Genomic DNA, 21,365 nt, shown 5'->3' with positions numbered 1-21,365 from the left:
CTCGCGACCAGAGACTTGGCCAATCCAGCGCCACTGTCAACCAGTTTTGAAAATTGGTTGACCAATTTCTGAAAATGCGCATTCTCTGAGGGGGCTGGCGGGAAAGCTTCCTGCCGGTGGTGTGCGCTGTGCGCGCAAGGGCGAACTTGTTTCAACAACAAGGGACCCGAGGAGCACTGGTGTATGAGACTAAGGTCAGGCCTCGTGTTTCGGGGAGGCTGACCAGCCAACAGACAGACCGGCCGCCGGAATTGGCGGATCTGGTCAACCAATCCGAAGCGGGACCGGACCAGTTGGTCCGGGGAGGAAACAGGGGGTATCGCCCGGGCGAACACCCTTGAAGAGGAGGACATGCAGCCATGCATGCACTGAAAACCCGCGTCGACCACGCGCTGGGTGTTTTCATCGCCGCCGTTTTTGCGGTGCTTGTAACCTGCGTGGTCTGGCAGGTCTTCTCGCGCTACGTCCTCAATGCTCCCAGCACAGTGACCGACGAACTCGCCCGGTTCCTCTTCATGTGGGTCGGCCTTATCGGCGCAGCCTATACGCTCGGCCAACGCAAGCATCTGGCCATCGACCTGCTGATGCAGATGGCCGGCCCGTCGAATGGACGCTGGCTGGCCCTGCTGGCCACTGTCATCGTCGGGGCCTTTGCCGCGGTCGTCATGGTCTACGGCGGTTACAACCTGGTTCAGAAGACCTTGGCTAGCGGCCAGCTCTCCCCGGCCCTGCGCCTGCCGATGGGCTATGTCTACGGCGCAATCCCCTTCGCCGGCATCATGATGGTGCTCTACTGCCTCGAATTCGCTGCGGGGGTCATTTCCGGCCGCATCCAGCCGATCGAAAGCGACGCCGAAGTCCCGGCAAACGGCCCGCAGACCTGAAGGACAGGCCCATGGAACTCATCAGCGCGTTCATTCTCTTCGGCTCGTTCGGCCTGCTCATGGTCCTCGGCGTGCCGATTGCCTTTGCCATCGGCATTGCCTCGGTTGTCACCTTTGCCCTGTTCATGACGGTCGATCAGTCGATCTTCATCACGGCGCAGCAGATCGCCTCGGGTCTCGACAGCTTCACCCTGCTCGCCATCCCGTTCTTCATCCTCGCCGGCAACATCATGAACCGGGGCGGGATTGCCCTGCGCCTCATCGAATTCGCCAAGGTACTCGGCGGCCGCCTGCCGGGCTCCCTGGCCCACTGCAACGTTTTGGCCAACATGATGTTTGGCGCCATCTCGGGCTCGGCGGTCGCCGCCGCCGCCGCTGTCGGCGGCGTCATGGCCCCCTTGCAGAAGAAGGAAGGCTATGACCCTGCCTATTCTGCCGCCGTCAACATCGCCTCCTGCCCCACCGGGCTGCTGATCCCCCCGTCCACCACCTTCATCGTTTACTCCCTGATCTCGGGTGGAACCTCCATCGCGGCTCTCTTCGTTGCCGGCTATGTCCCCGGCCTGCTGATGGGTCTCAGCATCATGATCGTCGCCGGCATCATCGCCAAGAAGCGCGGCTATCCGGTTGCCCCGCGTCCGAGCCTGGGCACGGTTCTGGCCAAGACGGCCGATGCCCTGCTGCCACTCAGCCTCATCTTCGTCATCATGGGTGGCATCATCGGCGGCGTCTTTACGGCGACAGAGGCGTCCGCCGTGGCGGTTATATACACCCTGTTCCTGGCGCTGGTGGTCTACCGCGAAATCCGGGTGCGCGATCTTCCGGGCATCTTCCTCGATTCGGCTGTCACCACGTCCATCGTGCTGCTGATGATCGGCTGTTCCATCGCCATGTCCAAGGCCATGGCCTTCGCCGATATTCCCTATGCCGTATCAGACGCCCTGCTGGCCTTGTCGGAAAACCCGCTGGTGCTGCTGCTGATCATCAATATCGCACTGCTTGTCGTCGGCATGTTCATGGACATGACCCCGGCGCTTTTGATCTTCACCCCGATCTTCCTGCCGGTGGTTAAGGATCTCGGTATGGATCCGGTGCATTTCGGCGTGATGATGACCTTCAACCTGTGCATCGGCATCTGTACCCCACCGGTCGGCTCGGCCTTGTTTGTCGGCTGTTCCGTCGGCAAGGTCTCGATTGCCAAGGTCATCAAGCCGCTCCTGCCGATGATCGCGATGCAATATGCCGTGCTGATGCTTATCACCTTTGTTCCTGACCTCAGCCTTGCCCTGCCGCGCTGGCTGCTTGGCTATGGCCGCTGACCTTCAGGCCAGCAGGCAAGCGCATCTGCACTGCCTGCTGGCCGCCGCATGCTGACCCTTTTAGTTCCCGCAGCGCACCGAGCTTTGCGCTGCCCCGCTTCGCGGAGTTCCCATGAAGACGCTGCACTCCTTCCGCCTCGCCCGCACCTTTGACAAGGGCATCGAGCTTCTGGTCGAAAACCGCCATCTCCTGACTGTATTTGTCCTTGAGCCTCAGCTCTTCCGTGTTGTCCTGCGCAAGGATGGCCAGTTCCGCCTCGGCCGCTCCTGGTCGGTCGCGCCCAAGCCTGAAGACACGGCAGCGCCCGCAGACGTTGCCTGGGAAGGCCGCTCCCGCCTCGATCTGTCAGGCTTTTCATGTCCGTCTTTTACATTGGACGACCACGGCGAGGCAGGCCTGACCCTCTCGACCTCGGACCTGCGTCTGACCATAACGGAACCGCTCACCTTCGTCTGGGAGGCCCGGCAGGCCGACGGCCGGTTCCTGGTCTTCGCCGAGGACCGCCCGACCGGCGCCTACATGCTGGACGTCAAGTCGCACGCCCACGCCCATTACCTCAACCGCCGCAAGGGCGAGAAGGTCTATGGCCTCGGCGAGAAGTCCGGCGATCTGGAACGGTCCGGCCGCCGCTACGAGATGCGCAATCTCGATGCCATGGGCTATGACGCGCGCTCGACCGATCCGCTCTACAAGCACATCCCGGTCACCATCACCCGCACGTCCGATGCCGGGACCTTCTCGGTCTTCTATGACAATCTGGCCGGCTGCTGGTTCGATCTCGGCAACGAGCTGGACAACTACCACAAGCCCTACCGCAGCTACCGCGCCGAGGATGGCGATCTCGACTACTTTATGCGCTGGTCACCTTCGGTTCTGGACGCGGTCAAACATCATGTCCGTCTGACCGGCGGCACCGCCTTCCCGCCGCTGTGGAGCCTCGGCTACTCCGGCTCGACCATGCATTACACCGATGCACCCAATGCCCAGGAACAGCTCGAAGGCTTCGTCCGGCTCGTCGACGAACACGACATTCCCTGTGACAGTTTCCAGCTGTCCTCCGGCTATTCCTCCATCGGTGCCAAGCGCTACGTCTTCACCTGGAACAGCGCCAAGGTGCCCGATCCGGCGGGCCTTGCCGCCACCTTCACGAACGCTGGCCTGCATCTGGCCGCCAACATCAAGCCCTGCCTGCTGCAGGACCATCCGATGTACCAGGACGTCGCCGCGCGCGACCTGTTCATCAAGGACAGCGAGAGCGACGCCCCGTCCCGCTCCGTCTTCTGGGATGACGAGGGCTCGAACCTCGACTTCACCAACCCGGCGACCATCGCCTGGTGGCAGGGCAACATCGCCGACAAGCTGCTGCGCTACGGCATCAACTCGACCTGGAACGACAACAACGAGTTCGAGGTCTGGGACAACCATGCCCGCTGCCACGGCTTTGGCGAGGAGATCGACGTCGGCCTGATCCGGCCACTGCTGCCGGTGTTGATGACCCGCGCCAGCCATGAAGTGCAGGTGGCGCACCAGCCCGACACCCGCCCCTATCTCATTTCGCGCTCCGGCGCGCCCGGCCTGCAGCGCTACGCCCAGACCTGGACCGGCGACAACTACACCGCCTGGGAGACGATCCGCTACAACATCCGCATGGGCCTCGGCATGTCCCTGTCCGGCCTCTACAACGTCGGCCACGACGTTGGCGGTTTTGCCGGCCCCAAGCCCGATCCGGAACTGTTCGTCCGCTGGGTGCAGAACGGCATCTTCCATCCGCGCTTCACCATCCATTCCTGGAACGACGACCACACGGTTAACGAGCCCTGGATGTATCCGAACGTGACGCCGCTCATCCGCGAAGCGATCAAGTTCCGCTACCGGCTGCTGCCGTATCTCTACACCGCGCTGCACCAGGCCGTGACGGCCGACGAGCCGATGCTGCGGCCGACCTTCCTCGACCATGAACACGACCCGCGCACCTTCGAGGAATGCGACGAGTTCCTGATCGGCCGCGATCTGCTGGTCGCCAATGTGGTCGATCCCGGCGTGACCGAGCGCACCGTCTATCTGCCGCAGAACGACACCGGCTGGTGGGATTTCTGGGCCGGCAGCTGGCATGCAGGCGGCACCACCGTCACCCTGCCGGTGACACTCGCCTCCATGCCGCTCTTCGTCCGTGGTGGCGCGGTGCTGCCGCTGGCCGATGATCTCAATCGCGCCCAGGCAGCCCGGGACACGTCCCGCACCTACGCCCTCTTCCCTGCCCCAGGGGCCGCGTCAGGTGTCAGCCTGGAGTATGGCGATGACGGCTTTGCCGTCGATGCGCTCGAGGGCAACCACGCCCTTGTTCGGCTTGCCCTCACCTCGACCGCATCCGAGATCCGTCTCGACGTCGCCCGCAGCGGGCGGCATGATCCGGCCTGGGCAGACGCCAGCTTCGTTCTTCCCGCCGGCGAGACCCGCCCCCTGATCCTGAACGGCGAGGCTGTCGCCTCCGGCATCTCCCGCCCCGTTCCCCGTGCCTGAGCAGAGGTGAAGTCCATGTCCGTTTCCGCTCCCGCGGCTCCCGAGGTGACCCAGGTCGTGCGCGTCAAGACCGCGACCTATGACCGCCAGATGCTGAAGCCGCGCATCCTGCATTTCGGCTTCGGTGCCTTCGCCCGCGCCTTCCTCTGCTCGATCCTCGACGAGACACTCGACCAGGCCGGTCCCGGCGAGGCTGCCGACTGGGGCCTCGTCGCCGTCCGCCTCAATTCCGGCGCCGAGGAGCTCGCGGCCCTCGATGCCACCGACCGCCGCTTCTGGGTTGCCGCCGCCGACGATGCCGGTATCGCGGCCCGGCGCATCGACTGCCTGGTCGCAACCTGCCATCCGGCACGCGACGGACTGCCGGCGCTCTTTGGCCACTTCGTCCACCCGGACCTGTCGATCATCAGCCTGACCATCACCGAGAAGGGCTACTGCTCGCGCTCGGGCGCTCTCGACACGGCCCATCCCGGCATCGTTGCCGACCTCGCCTCCCCGCGCCAGCCCGGCACCGCCATCGGCGTCATCGTCGAAGGTCTCCGGCTGCGCCGCGACAGCGGCCTTCCAGGCGTCACCGTGCTGCCGCTCGACAACCTGCCCCACAACGGCGCCGTGACCCAGGCGACGATCATCGGCTATGCCAAGGCCCTCGACGAAGATCTGGCGGTCTGGATCGCCCGGCACTGCACCTTCCCCTCGACCATGGTCGACCGCATCGTTCCCGCCCTCGACGAGCCGTCAAAACAGCTGCTGCGCGAGATCGGATCGGACGACATCAACGGCATTGTCTGCGAGCCGTTCCGTCAGTGGGTGATCGAGGATGATTTTGTCGCAGAAAGACCGGACTTTGTCCGCGCAGGGGCACAGTTTGTCGCGGATGTAGCCCCCTTTGAAGCGATGAAACTGCGCATGCTGAATGGCTCGCATTCCTTCCTCGCCTATCTTGGCGCGCTGGCCGGAAAGGCGACGATTTCAGACTGCATGGCCGATCCGCTCTTTGCCGCAGCCGCAGGACGGCTGATGATGAGCGAGCAGGCCCCGACCCTGAGCGGCCTGCAAGGCATTGATCTCAAAATCTATTCTGATGAGCTTCTGGCACGCTTCAGCAACAGCCGGCTGAAGCACCGCACAACGCAGATCGCCAACGACGGCTCACAGAAACTGCCGCAGCGCCTGCTGGCCTCGATCCGCTGGCATCTCGATGCCGGCAAAGCCTTCCCGCTGCTGGCGCTCGCTGTCACCGGCTGGATGGCTTATGTCAGGGGCAGTGACGAGGCCGGCCAGCCGCTTCCCGTCAATGACCCGATGGCACCGCGCTTTGCCGAGATCATCGCCGCTGTTCCGGATGGCGCAGGCTATGTCTCTGCGATGCTTGAACTTTCGGAAATTTTCCCGCCAGAGCTCGCTGCCGATCCGCTGTTCCGCTCGGCCATTTTCGACAGCTATTGCCGCTTGCGTGAGCAGGGCGTCCGCGCCTCGTTGACCGCCCTCTTCTCCTGACAGTTTCGCCAAGGCCTCCTGACAATGCAGCCCTTCCTCGGCCCCGATTTCCTGCTCGCCACCCCCACCGCCCGCCGCCTCTATCATGAGGTCGCCAGCGGTCTGCCGATCATCGATTATCACAACCACCTGCCGCCCGATCAGATCGCCGCGGACACCACCTGGGACAGTCTCGGTCGCATCTGGCTGGAGGGTGATCACTACAAGTGGCGCGCGATGCGGTGGGCCGGAATTGACGAAAGGCGCATCACCGGCGAGGCAGATTTCCGCGAGAAGTATGATGCCTTCGCAGCTATCATGCCGAAATTGCTGGGAAATCCGCTCTATCACTGGTCCCATCTGGAGCTCGCCCGCTACTTCGGACTGTCAGGAGCCGTGCTCAATTCCGGGTCCGCCGCCGCGATCTGGGACGCCGCCAACGCCGAACTTGGCAAGCCCAGCCACTCCGCCCGCGGCCTCCTCAGGCAGATGAAGGTCGAACTGGTCGGCACCACCGATGACCCCTGCGACAGCCTCGAGCACCACATCGCCCTCAAGGACGACCCGAGCCTCGGCTTCCGCATGGTGCCGAGCTTCCGGCCGGACAAGGCCTTCAAGATCGAGCTGGACGGATTCCCGAGCTACATCAATCGCTTGGCATCCGTCGTCGACCATCCGATCCGCAGCTTCGAGGACCTGACCGGCGCGCTTGTCGCCCGCCTCGATCACTTCGTTGCCGCCGGCTGCGTCGCCACCGACCACGGCATCGAGATCCTGCGCGCCGGCAGCGATTGCGGTGCGGCGCGGCTTGATGGTATCCTGTCAAAACGCCTTGCAAATCAGAGTCTTGACGAGACCGAGATCGCCGATTTCCACGGCGCGGTGCTGGTCAGTCTCGGCCGCGCCTATGCTGCCCGCGGGCTGGTGATGCAGCTGCACATCGGCGCCACCCGCAACAACCGCACCGCCCTCTTCCGCCAGCTCGGCCCCGATGCCGGCGGGGATTCCATCGCCGACCGCCCGATCGCCGCAGAGCTGAATGCGCTGCTCGACCGGCTCGACAGGACCGGCTCACTGCCCCGGACCATCCTCTATGCCCTTGATCCGACACGCAATGAGGTGATCGTAACGACCGCCGGCAACTTCCAGGACGGCAGCGTTCCGGGCAAGGTCCAGGCCGGATCCGGCTGGTGGTTCAACGACCAGCTCGAAGGCATGGAGCGCCAGATGACCCAGCTTACCCAGATGGGTCTCATCTCCACCTTCGTCGGCATGCTGACCGACAGCCGCTCGTTCCTCTCCTTCCCCCGGCACGAGTATTTCCGCCGTCTTTTCTGCAACATGGTCGGAAACTGGATCGAACAGGGGCACATGCCGAATGATCAGAATCTCGCTGACACTCTCGTTACGGACGTTTGCTACGGCAATGCCCGGCGCTGGTTCCTCGGTTGAGGACCCAAAATGCTCGCCTGGCATCTGGGCCGTTCCCTGCAGAAACTGACAAGGCCATACACCTGTCATTAACCATAAAAGTGGAAGCTTCTCCCATCGGCAACTCAGGAGATTTGCCATGGTGGAACTGCAGAAGCGCATTGATACACTTGAGGGATTCTATCGCGCGACGGAAGGCTACGCGCATCTTCCGGCACAAAACCTCATCCGTTATCTGATCAGCAACTACGCCGTCGACCTGGATCTCATCCAGGAATTCGTCCGTGATCTGGCGCGAAAAGCCGACGCACCAAGCGGACCGCATCGTCCCTTTGCAGCCCTCGCAGCCTGACGACGACGAAATGCTTAGCCGATGGCGAGCGTCTCGTTCTCGTCGCCGGTGTCCGTGGGAGGAGTAGTGGCACCCGGCTTGCGCATTTCCGGCGGCCGGACCCCGCCCTGCCAGATTTTCTGGCGGTTGCGGATCTCGCGCGGCGCAGGGCCGAAGTAGCTGGGAGTCTTGACGAAATCACGCGGGTTCATGATCACGTTCGACACCCGCTGATACAGCGCCTTTGCGGAAATCGGCTTTGACAGCAACTCATGGACACCCAGACGGCGCGCTTCGATGATGCGGCTGCGCTCTGTATGTCCGGTGACCATGATGATCGGGATATAGGCGAAGGGATTGTTGGAAGTGCGGATCATGCGCACCATGTCCGCGCCGTCCAGAATGGGCATAACCCAGTCCAGAATGAGGACATCCGGGTTTGCCCGGTCCATGGCTTCCAGACCGGATGCCCCGTCTTCGGCCTCGACGATACGCCGGGCTCCAAAGCCCTGCAGCATCGTGCGAAGGATCGTGCGCATGTAGGCGCTATCCTCCACAAGCAAAAATGTCAGCGAAGCCAGATCTACGCTCACCAGGACCTCCAGTTCAGAGCCAGAGTCTTACCGGGAAACCGTGAAAAGAGGGTTAGTGCATTGTTTCTCGCGAGTTGCGTGTTTTCCAGCTGTTCAGATCACGTTGTTCACGCTCTCGAAAAGTCACACAAGAAAGCTGCCGCTCGGAAATCGAGATATCCGCGACCTTCAATTCCAGATCTTAACATAGGAGCGGGATCCATTAAGGGATGGACCATGGAAGGGAGCCATTTTCCGTAAAAGACAGTCGCCAGCACCGCTGCGACTGCATTCAACCAAAAAGACATGCGCGTCTGCCGCAGAACCAAAGCTGCGGAAATCAATTGAATTTCAATCAGATACAAAAGTCGGCATCACTTGGCATTAATTTGCTCGGAAAGAATTTAACACTCAGTAAAGTTTACAGGGATTAACACATTACAGCGATATGACTTAACTGCCCCTTCAAAAATCCGGCCTACAACGTTGCTCACACGAACAGCAAAAATACGGATGTTCAGGGTATAACCATGTCGGAGCAAGCCATGCGCACCATCGGTCGCCAGAGCAAGACGCAGGCAGTGAATTTCGGCACTCCCTTCGAGGTGCGCCCCGTGTCGTCCGCACAGTTTCCCATGCGCGAGAACACCCTTTTGCTGTCCGGCGTCGCCTTGATTGTCGTTTCGGCCAGCATGATGCTGTCCACCTTGATCGGCTGACCCACGTCGCCAGCGTCTGGCGGTCGGCGTTACGCGTCCGGCATTTTTCCCGATTGCTGGTCCTCCGGCAGATCATCATCTGACAGAACCCGCCACTTGGCCCCCTCCAGATCGTCATACTGACCGGATTTCAGAGACCAGAGAAAACCGACCAAGCCGAGCGCACCCAGGCTGACGGCGACGGGAATGAGATAAAGCAGCACTTCCACGGTTCTTACTCCACAGGCTCCAGGCCTTCAGGGTCCTGTCTCACCAATCTCCTGACTGCCCCGCCCCTTCCACTCGTTCCACTATGTATCGCAAGTGCCTGCTTCACCAGGCAATCCTTGGCCGCAGAGCTTTCGCGAGGCTTGCGCCGATCAGGTGTTACCCATCTATGCGTGCTCGACTGCGCAGAAGACGGAGCCGCAATGCGTTTGCCGTCACGATCAGGGAGGACCCGGACATGGCGGCTGCCGCGACCAGCGGCGTGACAAACCCTGCGACGGCAATAGGCACGGCAATCAGGTTGTAGATGACCGAGATCCAGAGGTTCTCCATCATGACTGCCTTTGCCCTGCGCGAAATCAACAAGGCATCAGCAACCGGGGCAAGCGCATCGCCAAGGAAGACAGCATCCGCAGCTGCCTGGCTGAGATGAACAGCAGTCACCGGTGACAAGGACACATGAGCACCAGCCAAGGCCGGGGCATCGTTCAAACCATCCCCCACCATCAGAACAGTGGCTCCCTCGGCCTTCAATTGATCGAGGCGGGCGATCTTGTCGGCGGGTGTCATGCCGGCACGCCAGTGGGTGACGCCCAATGCCATCGCGGCGGCTTCTACGGCACCGGAACGGTCTCCGGAGAGGATTTCAATCCGGTAACCGCGAGACTGCAAAAGCGAGATCACCTGCTTCGCATCGGGACGAAGGCTCTGACGCATCGGGATCAGGCGGGCCGGTTCGGTGCCGACGCGAAACGCCAGTAGAGACGCATCGCCATGGCGCTCGAGCAGTTCGGCCACCCGGGCCTCCGACACCCCGCAAAAAGCCGGACTGCCAAGGCGAACAGTCTGTCCATCTTGCGACGCCTCGACGCCCGCGCCAGTGGTTTCCTGGACACCGCCCAGCGGATGGCTCGCTCCGGTTGCCCGTGCAAGTGCCAGGGCCAGCGGATGGCGACTGGAAAGGGCCAGCCGGCCGGCCACGGCCAGATCCTGATCGGCGTCGTCAACAGGCTCGAGCAATTCAGGCTGCGCCAGGGTCAAGGTGCCGGTCTTGTCGAAGACGATGGTGTCGGCAGCGGCCAGCCGCTCGATGGCATCCCCGGAATGGATCAGTACGCCGGCGCGGAACAGCAGCCCCGACGCCACGACCTGCACGGCCGGAATGGCAAGCCCGAGTGCGCAGGGGCACGTGATGATCAGCACCGAGATGGCGATGATCAGGGATGGCTGCCAGCCAAGACCATAAAGCGTCCAGCCGAGGAAAGTTGTCAGCGCGGCTGCATGGACGATGGGCGAATACATCGAGGCGGCACGGTCGGCGAGAACCACATAACGGGACTTTGCCTGACCGGCGGCTTCCAGAAGGCGGTTGACCTCGTCCAGCAGGGTTGCTCCGGAGGCCGCCGAAACACGGATTTCCAGCACGCCGTCAGCATTGAGCGTGCCGGCATAAACCCGCGTGCCTGGTCCAACCGGCGCAAGCGCGGTTTCGCCGGTCACCAGGCTCTGGTCGACTTCGGACTGGCCGACATCGATAACGCCGTCGACGGGAATGCGCTCGCCGGCGGTCACCAGCACCCGGTCACCCGGTTCGATCTTGGACAGCGGGACTTCCCGCACGGTGCCATCGGGGGCGATGCGTGCGGCGACTTCAGCCTTCAAAGCCGCGATGTTTTCGGCGAGCGATCTGGTGCGTCCGCGCATGTTGTGATCGAGATAGCGCCCGACCAGCAGGAAGAAGAGCAGCATCGTTGCCGATTCAAAATAGGCATGATGCTGGCTCTGCAGGGTCTGGATGACCGAAAGGCCGACGGCCAGCGACACGCCGATGCAGATCGGCACATCCATGTTGAGACGGTGCCCGCGAATGGCAGCAAGCGCGCTGCGCAGGAACGGGCGGATGGCATAGGCGACCGCCGGAAGGGCGATCAGCGCCGAGACCCAATGGAACAGGTCGCGCGTCTCATCGGTAATGTCCGTGACATTGCCGGACCACACCGACACGGACATCAGCATGATGTTCATGGAGGCAAAGCCGGACACGCCAATGGCGCGCAGCAACTCGCGCCCTGAGCGATCCTCGCGCGCCTTCTGGGCGGCCGGATCGAAGGGATGGGCGCGATAGCCCATATGGTCGAGCGTGGAGACGATGAGATCGGCAGGCGTCTGCTCGGCGTCCCAGTCCACGGCCAGCCTATGGCTGGTGAGGTTGAGGCGCGCCCTTGTGACACCAGGCAGCTGGGCCAGACCGCGCTCGATCTCTCCCATACAGGCGGCGCAGGTGATGCCCTCCACCGCCAGGTCCATATGGACGCCGCCGTCCGCCGCTGGCGTGACAAAGGCATCCCAGTCTCGCATATGCACCGTCATAGCCGTCCTCTTGCCGTGCACTCGCGTTGTCAGGTCAGAAGAAGGATCACTCCTTCAGGAACAACCGGTTTTCCGACCGGAACAGGCGGCCTTCCGCCCCTTCGGCCTCGATCACCATGTTCCAGTTGCCGGCGGCAAGCGGCCCGGGCGTAACACCGGTGTAGCGGCCGTCCTCCAGCGGGGCGAGCGCGATCGTCTGGTCAAGCCCTGCGGCTGTCGGGTGGGAGAGCCTGGCCGTGAAGACGAGACCTGCGAGCGGAGCTGCGGCGCCATCGCGGGCAGTCACCGTAATCCGGGCTGCGCCGTCCGTGCTTCGATCGAGATGGGCTGCAACCTGCCAGCCACGGTCGGCCTGGGCCTTGGCTGCGGCAACCTCGCCGTTGAAGGCAAGGCCGGCCTTGTAAGAACTGTCGACCACCGTGCCCGGAAATGTCCCGATAGCATAGTAGAGAAAGACCGCGTTGGCCGCAAAGATCACACCGAAGAAGCCGAGAACCCAGTAGAGGATAGTCCGCCCGGTGAAGGGCTTTCCGCCTTTGCCGGAGTTCGGTGCCGAAGCCAGTGCTGCAGCAGTAGCTGTGCTGTTCATGGTCATTGCTCCCTCCCTTCAGGGTGCCTTGAAGAAGTCTTTGGTGGTGACCACCTCGCCCATCACCGTGTCAGTCAGGCGGAACGTGATCGGGGTCGAGGACGGCAGTTTCATGTCTTGCGGCGAATAGACCAGAACACGGATTTCCCGGGTCTGATCCGGGCCGACCACCACATAGGGCCGCCCCTCGAAATAGTGATCGATACCGACAGCCTCGATGCGCGAGCCGGCGGGCATGCCTTCGACATTGAGCAGGAAGCTGCGATCATGCGTCCGCTTGTTCATCAGGCGAACCGTGAAGCCATTGCGGATGCTGCCATCGTTCTGAGTGACAAAGATCGGGTTGCGGTCATGCAGGGTGCTGATCCCGGCAAAATCGCGGGTCAGCAGCGCGTAGAGCATGATGGCGCCGGCAATGGCAATCACCGCCGCATAGATGACCGTGCGGGGACGGACGATCTCATAGACCGGATCCTTGCCATCCAGACGCCGCTGGATGTTTTCATCCGTATCGTAGCCGATCAGGCCTGTCGGCTTGCCCACCTTCGTCATGACGTTGTCGCAGGCATCGATGCACAGGCCGCACTGGATGCAGTCAAGTTGCAGGCCGCCCCGGATGTCAACGCCAGTCGGGCAGACATGATAGCACTGGGCGCAGTCGATACAGTCCCCTGCCGGAAGCCCCTGCTCCGCCAGTTCCTTGTTGCGCTTCAAGGGGCCACGCGGCTCGCCGCGATCCCAGCGATAAGTGACGTTGAGCGCCTTCTCATCGGTCAGGGCCGCCTGGATGCGCGGCCAGGGGCACATGTAAATGCAGACCTGCTCGCGCATGAAGCCAGCGAGGAGATAGGTCGTCGCGGTCAGGATGGCGATCCAGAGATAGGCTGCCCAGGGCGCCTGGAAGGTCGCAAGGTCATAGACGAGGGTCGGTGCGTCGGAGAAATAGAGCACCCAGGCACCGCCCGTCCACCAGGCAATCATCAGCCAGGACGTATGCTTTGCGGTGCGCTTGGCCAGCTTGGACAGGCTCATGGGTGCCTTGTCGAGCGCAATCCGCTCACGACGATCCCCCTCGATCTTGCGTTCGACCCACATGAACAGGTCCGTCCAGACCGTCTGCGGGCACAGGTAGCCGCACCAGATGCGGCCGGCGACGGCATTCATCAGGAACAGGGCGAGCGCGGCAATGATCAGGAGCCCCGTGAGGTAGTAGACTTCCTGCGGCCAGATCTCGATGAAGAAGAAATAGGCGCGCCGGCCCTCCAGATCGATGAGAATAGCCTGATCAGGCGCATTGGGCCCACGGTCCCAGCGGATGAATGGCAGGAAATAGTAAAGGCCGAGCGTTATGAAAAGCAGCGCCCACTTGATCCGCCGGAAGGTCCCATGAGTTGCCATGGGATAAATCTTCTTCGCAGAGGCAAACCACTCTTCTGGCTCGTTGCCGCCTGATGCGGCGTCTGGCTCGACACGCATTGTTCCGTCCTTTTCCTGTCCAGGGCCGGCCCCAACGGACCCCGGGAAGGTTCCCGGGTCGGCGGCAGGCCGACCCGGCTCTTGCTCGTGGCTGTCACTCTAGTCCGGTGCCGGCTGGCTGGCCTTGAGGCCGATCAACCTGCGACACCGTGTCTGGTGACAAGCCCCCTTACTCGCCGCCGCCGAAGGAGTGGACATAGACAGCAAGGGATTTCACCGTGGCCGGGTCGAGACGGCCTTCCCAGGCCGGCATGACGCCTGCACGCGGGTTGTTGATCTGCGCCTTGATGGCTGCCAGAGACTTCCCGTAGAGATAGTTGGCACCCACCAGGTTCGGGGCACCGACTTCGCGCAAGCCTTTCAGGTCTTCACCGTGACAGGCGGCGCAGTTCTCCTGGTAGACAACTTCACCGGCCGCCAGATCGACGCCGGCTTCGGTTTCAAGACCAGCCTTCGAGGCGACGAAATTCGCCACCTGTGTAATCTGGTCCTTCTCGAGCAGTTCATCGCGACCATAGGCCGGCATTTCACCGATACGGGCTTCGTCGTGACCGGAGCGAATGCCGTATTTCAGCGTGGTGTGGATGTCATCCAGGGTTCCGCCCCAGATCCAGCCGTCGTCCTGCAGGTTAGGATAGCCAACAAACCCGGTGCCGCCCGACCCGTGACAGGCCGAGCAGTTGTCACCGAATGCGGCCCTGCCGTTCGCCATGGCAAAGTCCAGGAGAGCCGGCGTGGAGGAAATATCCTCCAGCGTGGCATCGACCAGCTTCGTGCCGATTTCGGCCCGTGCTGCCCGGCCGGCGTCAACAGCCGCCAGCGCATCGGCACGCTGGCTGTTGCCCATGACGCCTGTGGTGTAGCTCGAGAGCAACGGCCAGGACGGATAGACAATCCAGTAGCCAATCGCCCAGACAATGCAGGCGTAGAAGACGTAGAGCCACCATTTCGGCAGTGGATTGTTCAATTCCCTCAAGCCATCCCATTCGTGGCCCGTCGTCTCCACGCCCGAGAGCGCGTCGACTTCCTTCTTGTGCGTGTCAGTCATGGATCAATCCTCCCGAAACGGGATTTGGGCGGCGTCTTCGAACTGTTTCCGGTTATTCGGCCAGGCCACATAGGCAACCACCAGTGCAAACATGAGCACGAAGTAGAGGAGCCCCCAGGTCTGGGCGAAGGCGGCCAGCGAGGTGTAAGTCTCGTTCATCGTCGTCTCCTCAGCGCAGGTCGGCCTTGTTGTCGTAGATCGAGAAGTCCACCAGCGTACCGAGCATCTGCAGGTAGGCGACCAGTGCATCCATCTCGGTGACGGCCTTCGGATTGCCATCGAAGTCGCGGACCAGGGCATTGGGATAACGTTCGAGGAACGCATCAACGCCGTCACTGTCGGGGTTGGCCTGGGCCGCCATGTCAGCGGCCGCGTTCTCGACCATGGCGTCCGTATAGGGCACGCCGACGATAACGTTGGCCTTCAGATGGTCCGCAATGCCACGGGTCTCAACCTTGGCCTCGAGCAGGAACGGATAGCCCGGCATGATGGATTCCGGGACGACGGCGCGCGGGTCTACCAGATGATCGCGATGCCATTCGTCCGAGTACTTGCCTCCGACGCGGGCCAGATCCGGGCCCGTACGCTTGGAGCCCCACTGGAACGGGTGGTCGTACATCGACTCCGCCGCCAGCGAGTAGTGGCCGTAGCGTTCCAGTTCGTCACGCATCGGCCGGATCATCTGCGAATGGCAGAGGTAGCAGCCTTCGCGGATGTAGATGTTGCGCCCGGCAAGCTCGAGCGGGGTGTAGGGCCGCATGCCCGTCACCTTTTCAATGGTGCTCTTCAGATAGAAGAGCGGGACGATCTCGACCAGGCCACCAATGGCAACCATCACCAGGATGCCAACCAGCAGGATCATCGAGTTCTTCTCGAAGACTTCGTGTTTGTTCCAAGCAGACATGTCTCGCCTCCCCTTATTCGGCCGGGGCCAGGGCGCCGCCCGACTGGCGTTCGGCAACTTCTGCCTCGCCATGACGAACGGTCATCCAAAGATTGTAGGCCATGATGAGAGCGCCGAGCACGAACAGGGCACCGCCAAGGGCACGGATGACGTAGAAGGGGAACATCGCATCGACAGTCTCGATGAACGAGTATTCGAGGAAGCCCATCTTGTCGTAGGCACGCCACATCAGACCCTGCATGATGCCGGACACCCACATCGCGCAGATGTAGAGCACGATGCCCATGGTGGAGAGCCAGAAGTGCCAGTTCACCAGCTTCAGTGAATACAGGCTCTTCTTGTTCCACAGCCACGGAATGAGGCAGTAGAGCGCACCGAAGGAGATGTAGCCCACCCAGCCGAGCGCACCCGAGTGCACATGGCCAATGGTCCAGTCGGTGTAGTGCGACAGCGAGTTGACCGAGCGCAGCGACATCAGCGGACCTTCGAAGGTCGACATGCCGTAGAAGGCGACGGACACCACCATCATGCGCAGGACCGGATCCGTGCGCAGCTTGTCCCAGGCGCCCGAGAGCGTCATCAGGCCGTTGATCATGCCACCCCAGGACGGCATCCACAGGATGATCGAGAAGGTCGCACCCAAGGTCGAGGCCCACTGCGGCAGCGCCGTGTAGTGGAGGTGATGGGGACCGGCCCAGATGTAGATGAAGATCAGGGCCCAGAAGTGCACGATCGACAGACGGTAGGAGTAGACCGGCCGTTCGGCACGCTTCGGCACGAAGTAGTACATGATGGCCAGGAAGCCGGCGGTCAGGAAGAAGCCCACGGCGTTATGGCCGTACCACCACTGCACCATGGCGTCCTGCACGCCAGCCCAGGCGATGTAGGACTTGGTTCCGAACACCGACACCGGAATGGTGGCGTTGTTGACCAGGTGCAGCATCGCGATGGTGACGATGAAAGCCAGGTAGAACCAGTTGGCAACGTAGATGTGCGGTTCCTTGCGCTTCCAGAGCGTACCGAGGAACAGCATCAGATACGCAACCCAGACGATGGTCAGCCACAGGTCGGCATACCATTCCGGCTCGGCGTATTCCTTGCCCTGCGTCGCGCCCAGCAGGTAGCCCGTGCCGGCAATGACGATGAAGGCGTTGTAGCCAAGGATCACGAACCAGGGCAGGATCTGGCCTGGCATGCGCGCACGTGAGGTGCGCTGTACAACATACATGGACGTTGCCAGCAGCACGTTGCCGCCGAAGGCAAAGATCACGGCGGAGGTGTGCAACGGACGCAGGCGGCCGAAGTTGGTCCAGGGCAGGTCGAAGTTCAGTGCGGGCCAGGCCAGCTGAAGCGCGATGATCAGACCGACCGTGAAGCCGGCGATGCCCCAGAACATGGCAGCGACGGAGCCGAACTTGACCGGCCCCATGTTGTAGTTCGGCTTGCCGTCGATCTCCTGAGGGATCGGCTCACCGCCGTCAGCGAAATAGTTCTTGAAGATGACGAACGCACCAGCGGCCGCGCAAAGCGCACCGAAGGACGTGTGGAACGCCATCACCTGGTCATATGTCTTCCCCGCCACAATCAGGCAGGCGAAGGCCAGCAGCACGAGGAAAAGCGCAAAGCCACCTTCCTCGAGCGTAATCAGCTTGGCTTTTGAATTTGCCATTCTTCCGCCCCAGTCTTCTGTGTCGCAGGCCGAGTGCCAGCGAACCAAGGTCGACCATGCGCATGGGGACGGGCAGTTTGCGTTGATTCAAATCAACCGCTGCGAGATGCCGCAGCCACTTGGGTGAAGGCTCTTCGGAGTGCGCTGGAAATGCCGCACATCAAGTCACCGGCACGCCGGCTTTCAGGGCATTTCGCCTCTTCAGATACCGAATATGCGCCTAGTCAGGTCCGATCGGAGGAGCCGTCCTGCGACTCACGGGCCGGCCGCCCCAGAACAATCAGCGTGACCAGAGGCAGAACCAGCACCAGCGCGATGTAACGTGCCAACTGATGCGCCGCGACATAGGCGGGGTCGAGGTCCAGCAGGAATGCGATGAGCATCATCACTTCGAGGCCGCCAGGCGCATAGGCCAACAGCACCTGGCCGAAGGGCAACCCAAGCGCCCAGGCAACCAGCAGGGCACCGGACACCGACACGAAAAGTCCGACAAGAAACGCACCAACGGAGGCAACGAGCAATCGAAGCAAGCTCATCGGCGTGGTGTCGGCAAACCGGGTACCAATCATTGCGCCAAGGGCAATGAAGCAGGGAACCATCAAGGGATCCGGCACATGCGTGTTGAGGACGCCGCCGCCGTTCAGAGCCGCACTGACAAAAAAGGCCCCGGTCAGCCACCCGCCCGGAAACCTGAGGCGAACGGCTGCAAGGCTGCCGAGGACGCAAAGGGCCAGCGCCAACACGAACTGCGGCAGTGGCGCGATTGCCGGCTGCACCAGAACCGGCATCTGGTCTGCCGGGGTGGCTCCCACAACCACCCCGGGAAGAATGGCAACCAGAAAGAACAGGCGGATCGTCTGCGAGGCGGCGACCCGGGCAACATCGGCCTCGCGATCAGAGGCCAGGGCGATAACAAATGACAAGGCCCCCGGAATTGCCGCGAAATAGGATGTTTCCCGCGACCAGCCGGCGAAACTGCGAAGAAAGGCAAAGGTCGAAACCATCACCGTCGTGACAACCACGAACAGGCCCAGCATCGACAAGGGCCAGTCGCCAACACGATCCACCACCTCCGGCGTAACCCCGCTGCCCATCGCGACACCAAGGATTACAAACAGACCATCCCGCAACCTGTCAGGCACGTGGCTCGGCATGCCGATGAGCACGGCGGCTGCAACCGCGATCATCGCCCCCGACAACCAGGCAGCAGGAAGACCCGCGAGCGCAAACAGCCCGCCGCCCAGTGTTCCAACGAAAAGGGTGATCAACAACGTCCGCAAGCGGACGGCAAGACTGTCTGATTTTGGCATGAGACCGGAAACACGGCGCGAGGGGAAGGCAAAACTATAGCGACCCTAACGACTTTTTTCACCGGCTAAAACAGGACAGACGCATCTGCCGTTGAGACAGATCAAGGCACGCCACGCTGCCTGCTGCCATCAAAAGCCCATGAGCGACAGACTTGCCCCCTATGGCACGCGCAACGTGCCACGTTACACAAGCTACCCGACCGCGCCGCATTTCAATGACGCGGTTGACGGGACACTTTATGCCGCCTGGCTGCGCGAGTTGCCGGCAGACACCCCCTTGTCCCTGTATCTGCACGTGCCGTTCTGCCGTGAGATCTGCCACTATTGCGGATGCCATACCAAGGCCAGCCGCAAGGACGCTCCACTTGACGCCTATGCACGAACCCTGGCCAGCGAGATAGAACTGGTCACTCGGCACCTGGGGGGGAACCGGCCGGTTCACCATATCCACTGGGGCGGCGGCACGCCGAGCCTTCTGCCGGCAAAGCGTCTGATCGATCTTGCGGGCCTCATGCGTGTCGTCTTCAATCTGGTCCCCGGGTTGGAACATGCGATGGAACTGGACCCGCGTCATGTGACCGCCGATCTGGCCGTCACACTGGCGGCCATTGGCATTAACCGGACCAGCCTCGGGGTGCAGGACCTTGATCCCGGCGTGCAACTCGCCATCGGGCGCGTGCAGCCGCTCGAGGTGGTGCGGACGGCCGTGGAGAACCTGCGGCGGGCCGGGCTCGATGCGATCAATTTCGACCTCATGTATGGTCTGCCACATCAAAACCGCGAGACGATCCTCAACACGGTCGCCCATACACTGGACCTGCGGCCGTCGCGCATCGCGCTGTTCGGCTATGCCCATGTACCCTGGATGAAAAAGCACCAGCGGCTGATTGACGAAGCCGCGCTGCCGACGCCGCCGGAGCGACTGGACATGGCCAATATCGCAAGGGAGGCGCTGCTGGCCGGCGGCTATGTGGCGGTTGGTCTCGATCATTTTGCCCTGCCTGACGACAGCATGGCCGTCGCGCTCGCCGCCGGTACGCTGAAACGCAACTTCCAGGGCTACACCACCGACACGGGCGAAGCCCTGATTGGCTTTGGTGTGTCGTCCATCGGCCGCCTGCCGCAGGGCTATGTCCAGAACGCATCCGATGTGGGGGCATGGGAAAGATCGCTGGGTGCAAACCGGCTTCCCGTCCAACGCGGCTTTGCCATGAGCGCTGAAGACAAGGCGCGTGGGGAAATCATCGAACGGCTGATGACCGATCACCAGGTGGACCTCGCCGACGTGCTGGCCAGGCACCGGGTGTGCAAGGCACGGCTCAGCGAAAGCCTCTCGAAACTGCCGCCCCTTGTGGAGGATGGCCTCGCCCGCATCGAAGGGGACATCATCCGCGTGCCAGACGAAGCGCAGCCCTATGTTCGCGTTGTCGCTGCTGTTTTCGACGCCTACTTCGGCAAAGCGGCCGCCGCGGTCGTGCCGCCGCGCCATTCCATGGCAGTGTGACAGCGGCAGTCGAACGAGAGCCGATTGGCCGGACACGGATTGAATGCGAGCCATAGGCCTGGATGAAAAGCCGGCACATTTGCTCTCTCGGGGAAGCGGACCGGAACGGTACCAGATGTCTTCATCCGATCTTGGCGGCCACACAAAAAGCCAGCCCTCGAAAGGACTGGCTTCTCTCCTGACCGATGGGGCTTTGTGTTTTGGAGGTCAGTGTCTGCCGGTGAGTTGGCACACGGCACAGACTTTGTTGAGGCGGATCTCGTCGTTACGTTCGACGTTGATCAGACCCCGACGCTTCATATCGGAAATGACACGGCTGACGGTCTCGATTGTCAGGCCGAGGTAATCGGCAATTTCCTGTCGTGTCATGTGCAGTTTGACCTGGCGGCTGTCATTGGCCTCATCAACCGGTCCGGCGCAGGAATTGGTGCCGCGCTCGGGAACGAGATGCATCAGGAAGCTCGCAACGCGCTCGGTGGCCGACTTGCGGCCAAGAAGGACAGCATGCTCGTGCAGTGATTGCATCTGCGCGATCAGGCATTTGGTGAGCTGGCGCTGAACGGCTGCCGAGGTCTCGACCTGGCTGAGATCCAGCGAATTGACCTTGGCGTCGGTCAAGGTCTCTGCGGTGCAATCCTGCTCGCTGCCATTGGGAATGCCGAAAATATCGCCCGTGCGCAGGATCTCGACCACCTGACGACGACCATCCGGCAGGAGCTTGAACAGCATGATGGTTCCACGTGCGACCTCGAAGATCCGGTCAGCAGGGTCACCTTCGAAATATACCACCTCGTGCGGGCGAAACTGAACCGACTTGGCGCCAAAACTGCAAAGTGTTGCAGAGGCTTCTGCCGTGCCACGAACACTCATCTGTCCACGATAGGACAGGTCCATGTCGGGAGTGCGATCGAGATAAGCCATTTTTCCCTCCTATGGCTGCCAGTCGAGGCTCGGAACTGGCGCAGAGGGTCCGTCCACCCTTTTCCCTGCATCCCGGCTCCCCACACCCCGTCCGGTGTCCGGAACCTTCCC

19 protein-coding genes are annotated in these 21,365 nt (G+C 62.1%); 8 read left to right on the top strand and 11 right to left on the bottom strand.

The genetic code is table 11. From position 1 onward, the window contains the following. The first annotated feature begins 359 nt into the window (after positions 1-359). From C8348_RS02790 to C8348_RS02765, 6 genes are all read left to right on the top strand, one after another. The gene (locus tag C8348_RS02790) at positions 360-884 is read left to right on the top strand and encodes a TRAP transporter small permease (protein ID WP_106751754.1); all 525 of its coding nucleotides are present in this window, start codon (positions 360-362) and stop codon (positions 882-884) included. 11 nt (positions 885-895) lie between these two features. Beyond that, positions 896-2,203, top strand: coding sequence for a TRAP transporter large permease (locus C8348_RS02785; protein ID WP_106751753.1), 1,308 nt, complete (start codon positions 896-898; stop codon positions 2,201-2,203). Positions 2,204-2,315: 112 nt separating this feature from the next. Further along, positions 2,316-4,724 carry a glycoside hydrolase family 31 protein gene (locus C8348_RS02780; protein ID WP_106751752.1) on the top strand — a complete coding sequence of 803 codons (2,409 nt, stop codon included), beginning with the start codon at positions 2,316-2,318 and terminating at the stop codon, positions 4,722-4,724. Between the two features lie 15 nt (positions 4,725-4,739). Continuing rightward, positions 4,740-6,224: a mannitol dehydrogenase family protein gene (locus tag C8348_RS02775; protein ID WP_106751751.1), complete on the top strand. Its 1,485-nt coding sequence runs from the start codon at positions 4,740-4,742 to the stop codon at positions 6,222-6,224. Between the two features lie 24 nt (positions 6,225-6,248). Beyond that, positions 6,249-7,655, top strand: coding sequence for a glucuronate isomerase (gene uxaC / locus C8348_RS02770; RefSeq protein ID WP_106751750.1), 1,407 nt, complete (start codon positions 6,249-6,251; stop codon positions 7,653-7,655). Positions 7,656-7,773: 118 nt separating this feature from the next. Next, positions 7,774-7,986 carry a hypothetical protein gene (locus C8348_RS02765; RefSeq protein WP_106751749.1) on the top strand — a complete coding sequence of 71 codons (213 nt, stop codon included), beginning with the start codon at positions 7,774-7,776 and terminating at the stop codon, positions 7,984-7,986. A gap of 14 nt (positions 7,987-8,000) precedes the next feature. On the opposite strand, the gene C8348_RS02760 is transcribed toward C8348_RS02765, so the two are convergent. After that, positions 8,001-8,561: a response regulator gene (locus C8348_RS02760; protein WP_425270805.1), complete on the bottom strand. Its 561-nt coding sequence runs from the start codon at positions 8,559-8,561 to the stop codon at positions 8,001-8,003. 521 nt (positions 8,562-9,082) lie between these two features. Here C8348_RS02760 and C8348_RS21875 point away from each other — a divergent pair. Beyond that, positions 9,083-9,256 carry a hypothetical protein gene (locus tag C8348_RS21875; protein WP_157950365.1) on the top strand — a complete coding sequence of 58 codons (174 nt, stop codon included), beginning with the start codon at positions 9,083-9,085 and terminating at the stop codon, positions 9,254-9,256. Positions 9,257-9,285: 29 nt separating this feature from the next. On the opposite strand, the gene ccoS is transcribed toward C8348_RS21875, so the two are convergent. From ccoS to C8348_RS02715, 9 genes are all read right to left on the bottom strand, one after another. After that, complete coding sequence (ccoS, locus tag C8348_RS02755) at positions 9,286-9,465, bottom strand: cbb3-type cytochrome oxidase assembly protein CcoS (protein ID WP_106751748.1); 180 nt, start codon at positions 9,463-9,465, stop codon at positions 9,286-9,288. Positions 9,466-9,622: 157 nt separating this feature from the next. After that, a complete protein-coding gene (locus C8348_RS02750; RefSeq protein ID WP_106751747.1) occupies positions 9,623-11,833 on the bottom strand; it encodes a heavy metal translocating P-type ATPase in 2,211 nt (736 codons plus the stop codon). Positions 11,834-11,879: 46 nt separating this feature from the next. Then, positions 11,880-12,428 carry a FixH family protein gene (locus C8348_RS02745; protein WP_208983500.1) on the bottom strand — a complete coding sequence of 183 codons (549 nt, stop codon included), beginning with the start codon at positions 12,426-12,428 and terminating at the stop codon, positions 11,880-11,882. A 12-nt stretch (positions 12,429-12,440) separates the two neighbouring features. Next, positions 12,441-13,898 carry a cytochrome c oxidase accessory protein CcoG gene (ccoG, locus tag C8348_RS02740; RefSeq protein WP_198646901.1) on the bottom strand — a complete coding sequence of 486 codons (1,458 nt, stop codon included), beginning with the start codon at positions 13,896-13,898 and terminating at the stop codon, positions 12,441-12,443. Between the two features lie 169 nt (positions 13,899-14,067). After that, complete coding sequence (gene ccoP, locus C8348_RS02735) at positions 14,068-14,946, bottom strand: cytochrome-c oxidase, cbb3-type subunit III (protein ID WP_106751746.1); 879 nt, start codon at positions 14,944-14,946, stop codon at positions 14,068-14,070. Between the two features lie 3 nt (positions 14,947-14,949). Then, positions 14,950-15,105, bottom strand: coding sequence for a cbb3-type cytochrome c oxidase subunit 3 (locus tag C8348_RS02730; RefSeq protein ID WP_106751745.1), 156 nt, complete (start codon positions 15,103-15,105; stop codon positions 14,950-14,952). A gap of 10 nt (positions 15,106-15,115) precedes the next feature. Then, positions 15,116-15,850 carry a cytochrome-c oxidase, cbb3-type subunit II gene (ccoO, locus tag C8348_RS02725; RefSeq protein WP_106751744.1) on the bottom strand — a complete coding sequence of 245 codons (735 nt, stop codon included), beginning with the start codon at positions 15,848-15,850 and terminating at the stop codon, positions 15,116-15,118. Positions 15,851-15,863: 13 nt separating this feature from the next. Beyond that, a complete protein-coding gene (gene ccoN, locus C8348_RS02720) occupies positions 15,864-17,519 on the bottom strand; it encodes a cytochrome-c oxidase, cbb3-type subunit I (protein ID WP_106751743.1) in 1,656 nt (551 codons plus the stop codon). 224 nt (positions 17,520-17,743) lie between these two features. Next, a complete protein-coding gene (locus C8348_RS02715) occupies positions 17,744-18,787 on the bottom strand; it encodes an AbrB family transcriptional regulator (RefSeq protein WP_208983498.1) in 1,044 nt (347 codons plus the stop codon). A 181-nt stretch (positions 18,788-18,968) separates the two neighbouring features. Between C8348_RS02715 and hemN the strand changes: the two genes are divergently transcribed. Beyond that, positions 18,969-20,333 (top strand): oxygen-independent coproporphyrinogen III oxidase, encoded by a 1,365-nt coding sequence (hemN, locus tag C8348_RS02710; RefSeq protein WP_106751741.1) that lies wholly within the window; start codon positions 18,969-18,971, stop codon positions 20,331-20,333. 207 nt (positions 20,334-20,540) lie between these two features. Here hemN and C8348_RS02705 read toward each other — a convergent pair whose 3' ends face one another. Further along, positions 20,541-21,254, bottom strand: a complete 714-nt coding sequence (locus C8348_RS02705) for a Crp/Fnr family transcriptional regulator (protein WP_208983496.1) — start codon at positions 21,252-21,254, stop codon at positions 20,541-20,543. Positions 21,255-21,365: the final 111 nt, after the last annotated feature.

It is taken from the genome of Pannonibacter carbonis (genome assembly GCF_003012935.1).
Classification (GTDB): domain Bacteria; phylum Pseudomonadota; class Alphaproteobacteria; order Rhizobiales; family Stappiaceae; genus Pannonibacter; species Pannonibacter carbonis.
The sequence above is the reverse complement of the archived record's forward strand: the minus strand, read 5'-3'. Positions and strand labels throughout refer to the sequence as shown.

What these genes read in the sequence shown, in the direction of transcription:
- C8348_RS02785 (WP_106751753.1), top strand. Translation starts at nt 896, where the DNA reads ATGGAACTCATCAGCGCGTTCATTCTCTTCGGCTCGTTCGGCCTGCTC.
- C8348_RS02750 (WP_106751747.1), bottom strand. Translation starts at nt 11,833, where the DNA reads ATGACGGTGCATATGCGAGACTGGGATGCCTTTGTCACGCCAGCGGCG.
- ccoN (WP_106751743.1), bottom strand. Translation starts at nt 17,519, where the DNA reads ATGGCAAATTCAAAAGCCAAGCTGATTACGCTCGAGGAAGGTGGCTTT.
- ccoP (WP_106751746.1), bottom strand. Translation starts at nt 14,946, where the DNA reads ATGACTGACACGCACAAGAAGGAAGTCGACGCGCTCTCGGGCGTGGAG.
- uxaC (WP_106751750.1), top strand. Translation starts at nt 6,249, where the DNA reads ATGCAGCCCTTCCTCGGCCCCGATTTCCTGCTCGCCACCCCCACCGCC.
- C8348_RS02730 (WP_106751745.1), bottom strand. Translation starts at nt 15,105, where the DNA reads ATGAACGAGACTTACACCTCGCTGGCCGCCTTCGCCCAGACCTGGGGG.
- C8348_RS02705 (WP_208983496.1), bottom strand. Translation starts at nt 21,254, where the DNA reads ATGGCTTATCTCGATCGCACTCCCGACATGGACCTGTCCTATCGTGGA.
- C8348_RS02780 (WP_106751752.1), top strand. Translation starts at nt 2,316, where the DNA reads ATGAAGACGCTGCACTCCTTCCGCCTCGCCCGCACCTTTGACAAGGGC.
- C8348_RS02790 (WP_106751754.1), top strand. Translation starts at nt 360, where the DNA reads ATGCATGCACTGAAAACCCGCGTCGACCACGCGCTGGGTGTTTTCATC.
- ccoG (WP_198646901.1), bottom strand. Translation starts at nt 13,898, where the DNA reads ATGCGTGTCGAGCCAGACGCCGCATCAGGCGGCAACGAGCCAGAAGAG.
- C8348_RS02765 (WP_106751749.1), top strand. Translation starts at nt 7,774, where the DNA reads ATGGTGGAACTGCAGAAGCGCATTGATACACTTGAGGGATTCTATCGC.
- C8348_RS02745 (WP_208983500.1), bottom strand. Translation starts at nt 12,428, where the DNA reads ATGACCATGAACAGCACAGCTACTGCTGCAGCACTGGCTTCGGCACCG.
- C8348_RS21875 (WP_157950365.1), top strand. Translation starts at nt 9,083, where the DNA reads ATGCGCACCATCGGTCGCCAGAGCAAGACGCAGGCAGTGAATTTCGGC.
- C8348_RS02775 (WP_106751751.1), top strand. Translation starts at nt 4,740, where the DNA reads ATGTCCGTTTCCGCTCCCGCGGCTCCCGAGGTGACCCAGGTCGTGCGC.
- ccoO (WP_106751744.1), bottom strand. Translation starts at nt 15,850, where the DNA reads ATGTCTGCTTGGAACAAACACGAAGTCTTCGAGAAGAACTCGATGATC.
- hemN (WP_106751741.1), top strand. Translation starts at nt 18,969, where the DNA reads ATGAGCGACAGACTTGCCCCCTATGGCACGCGCAACGTGCCACGTTAC.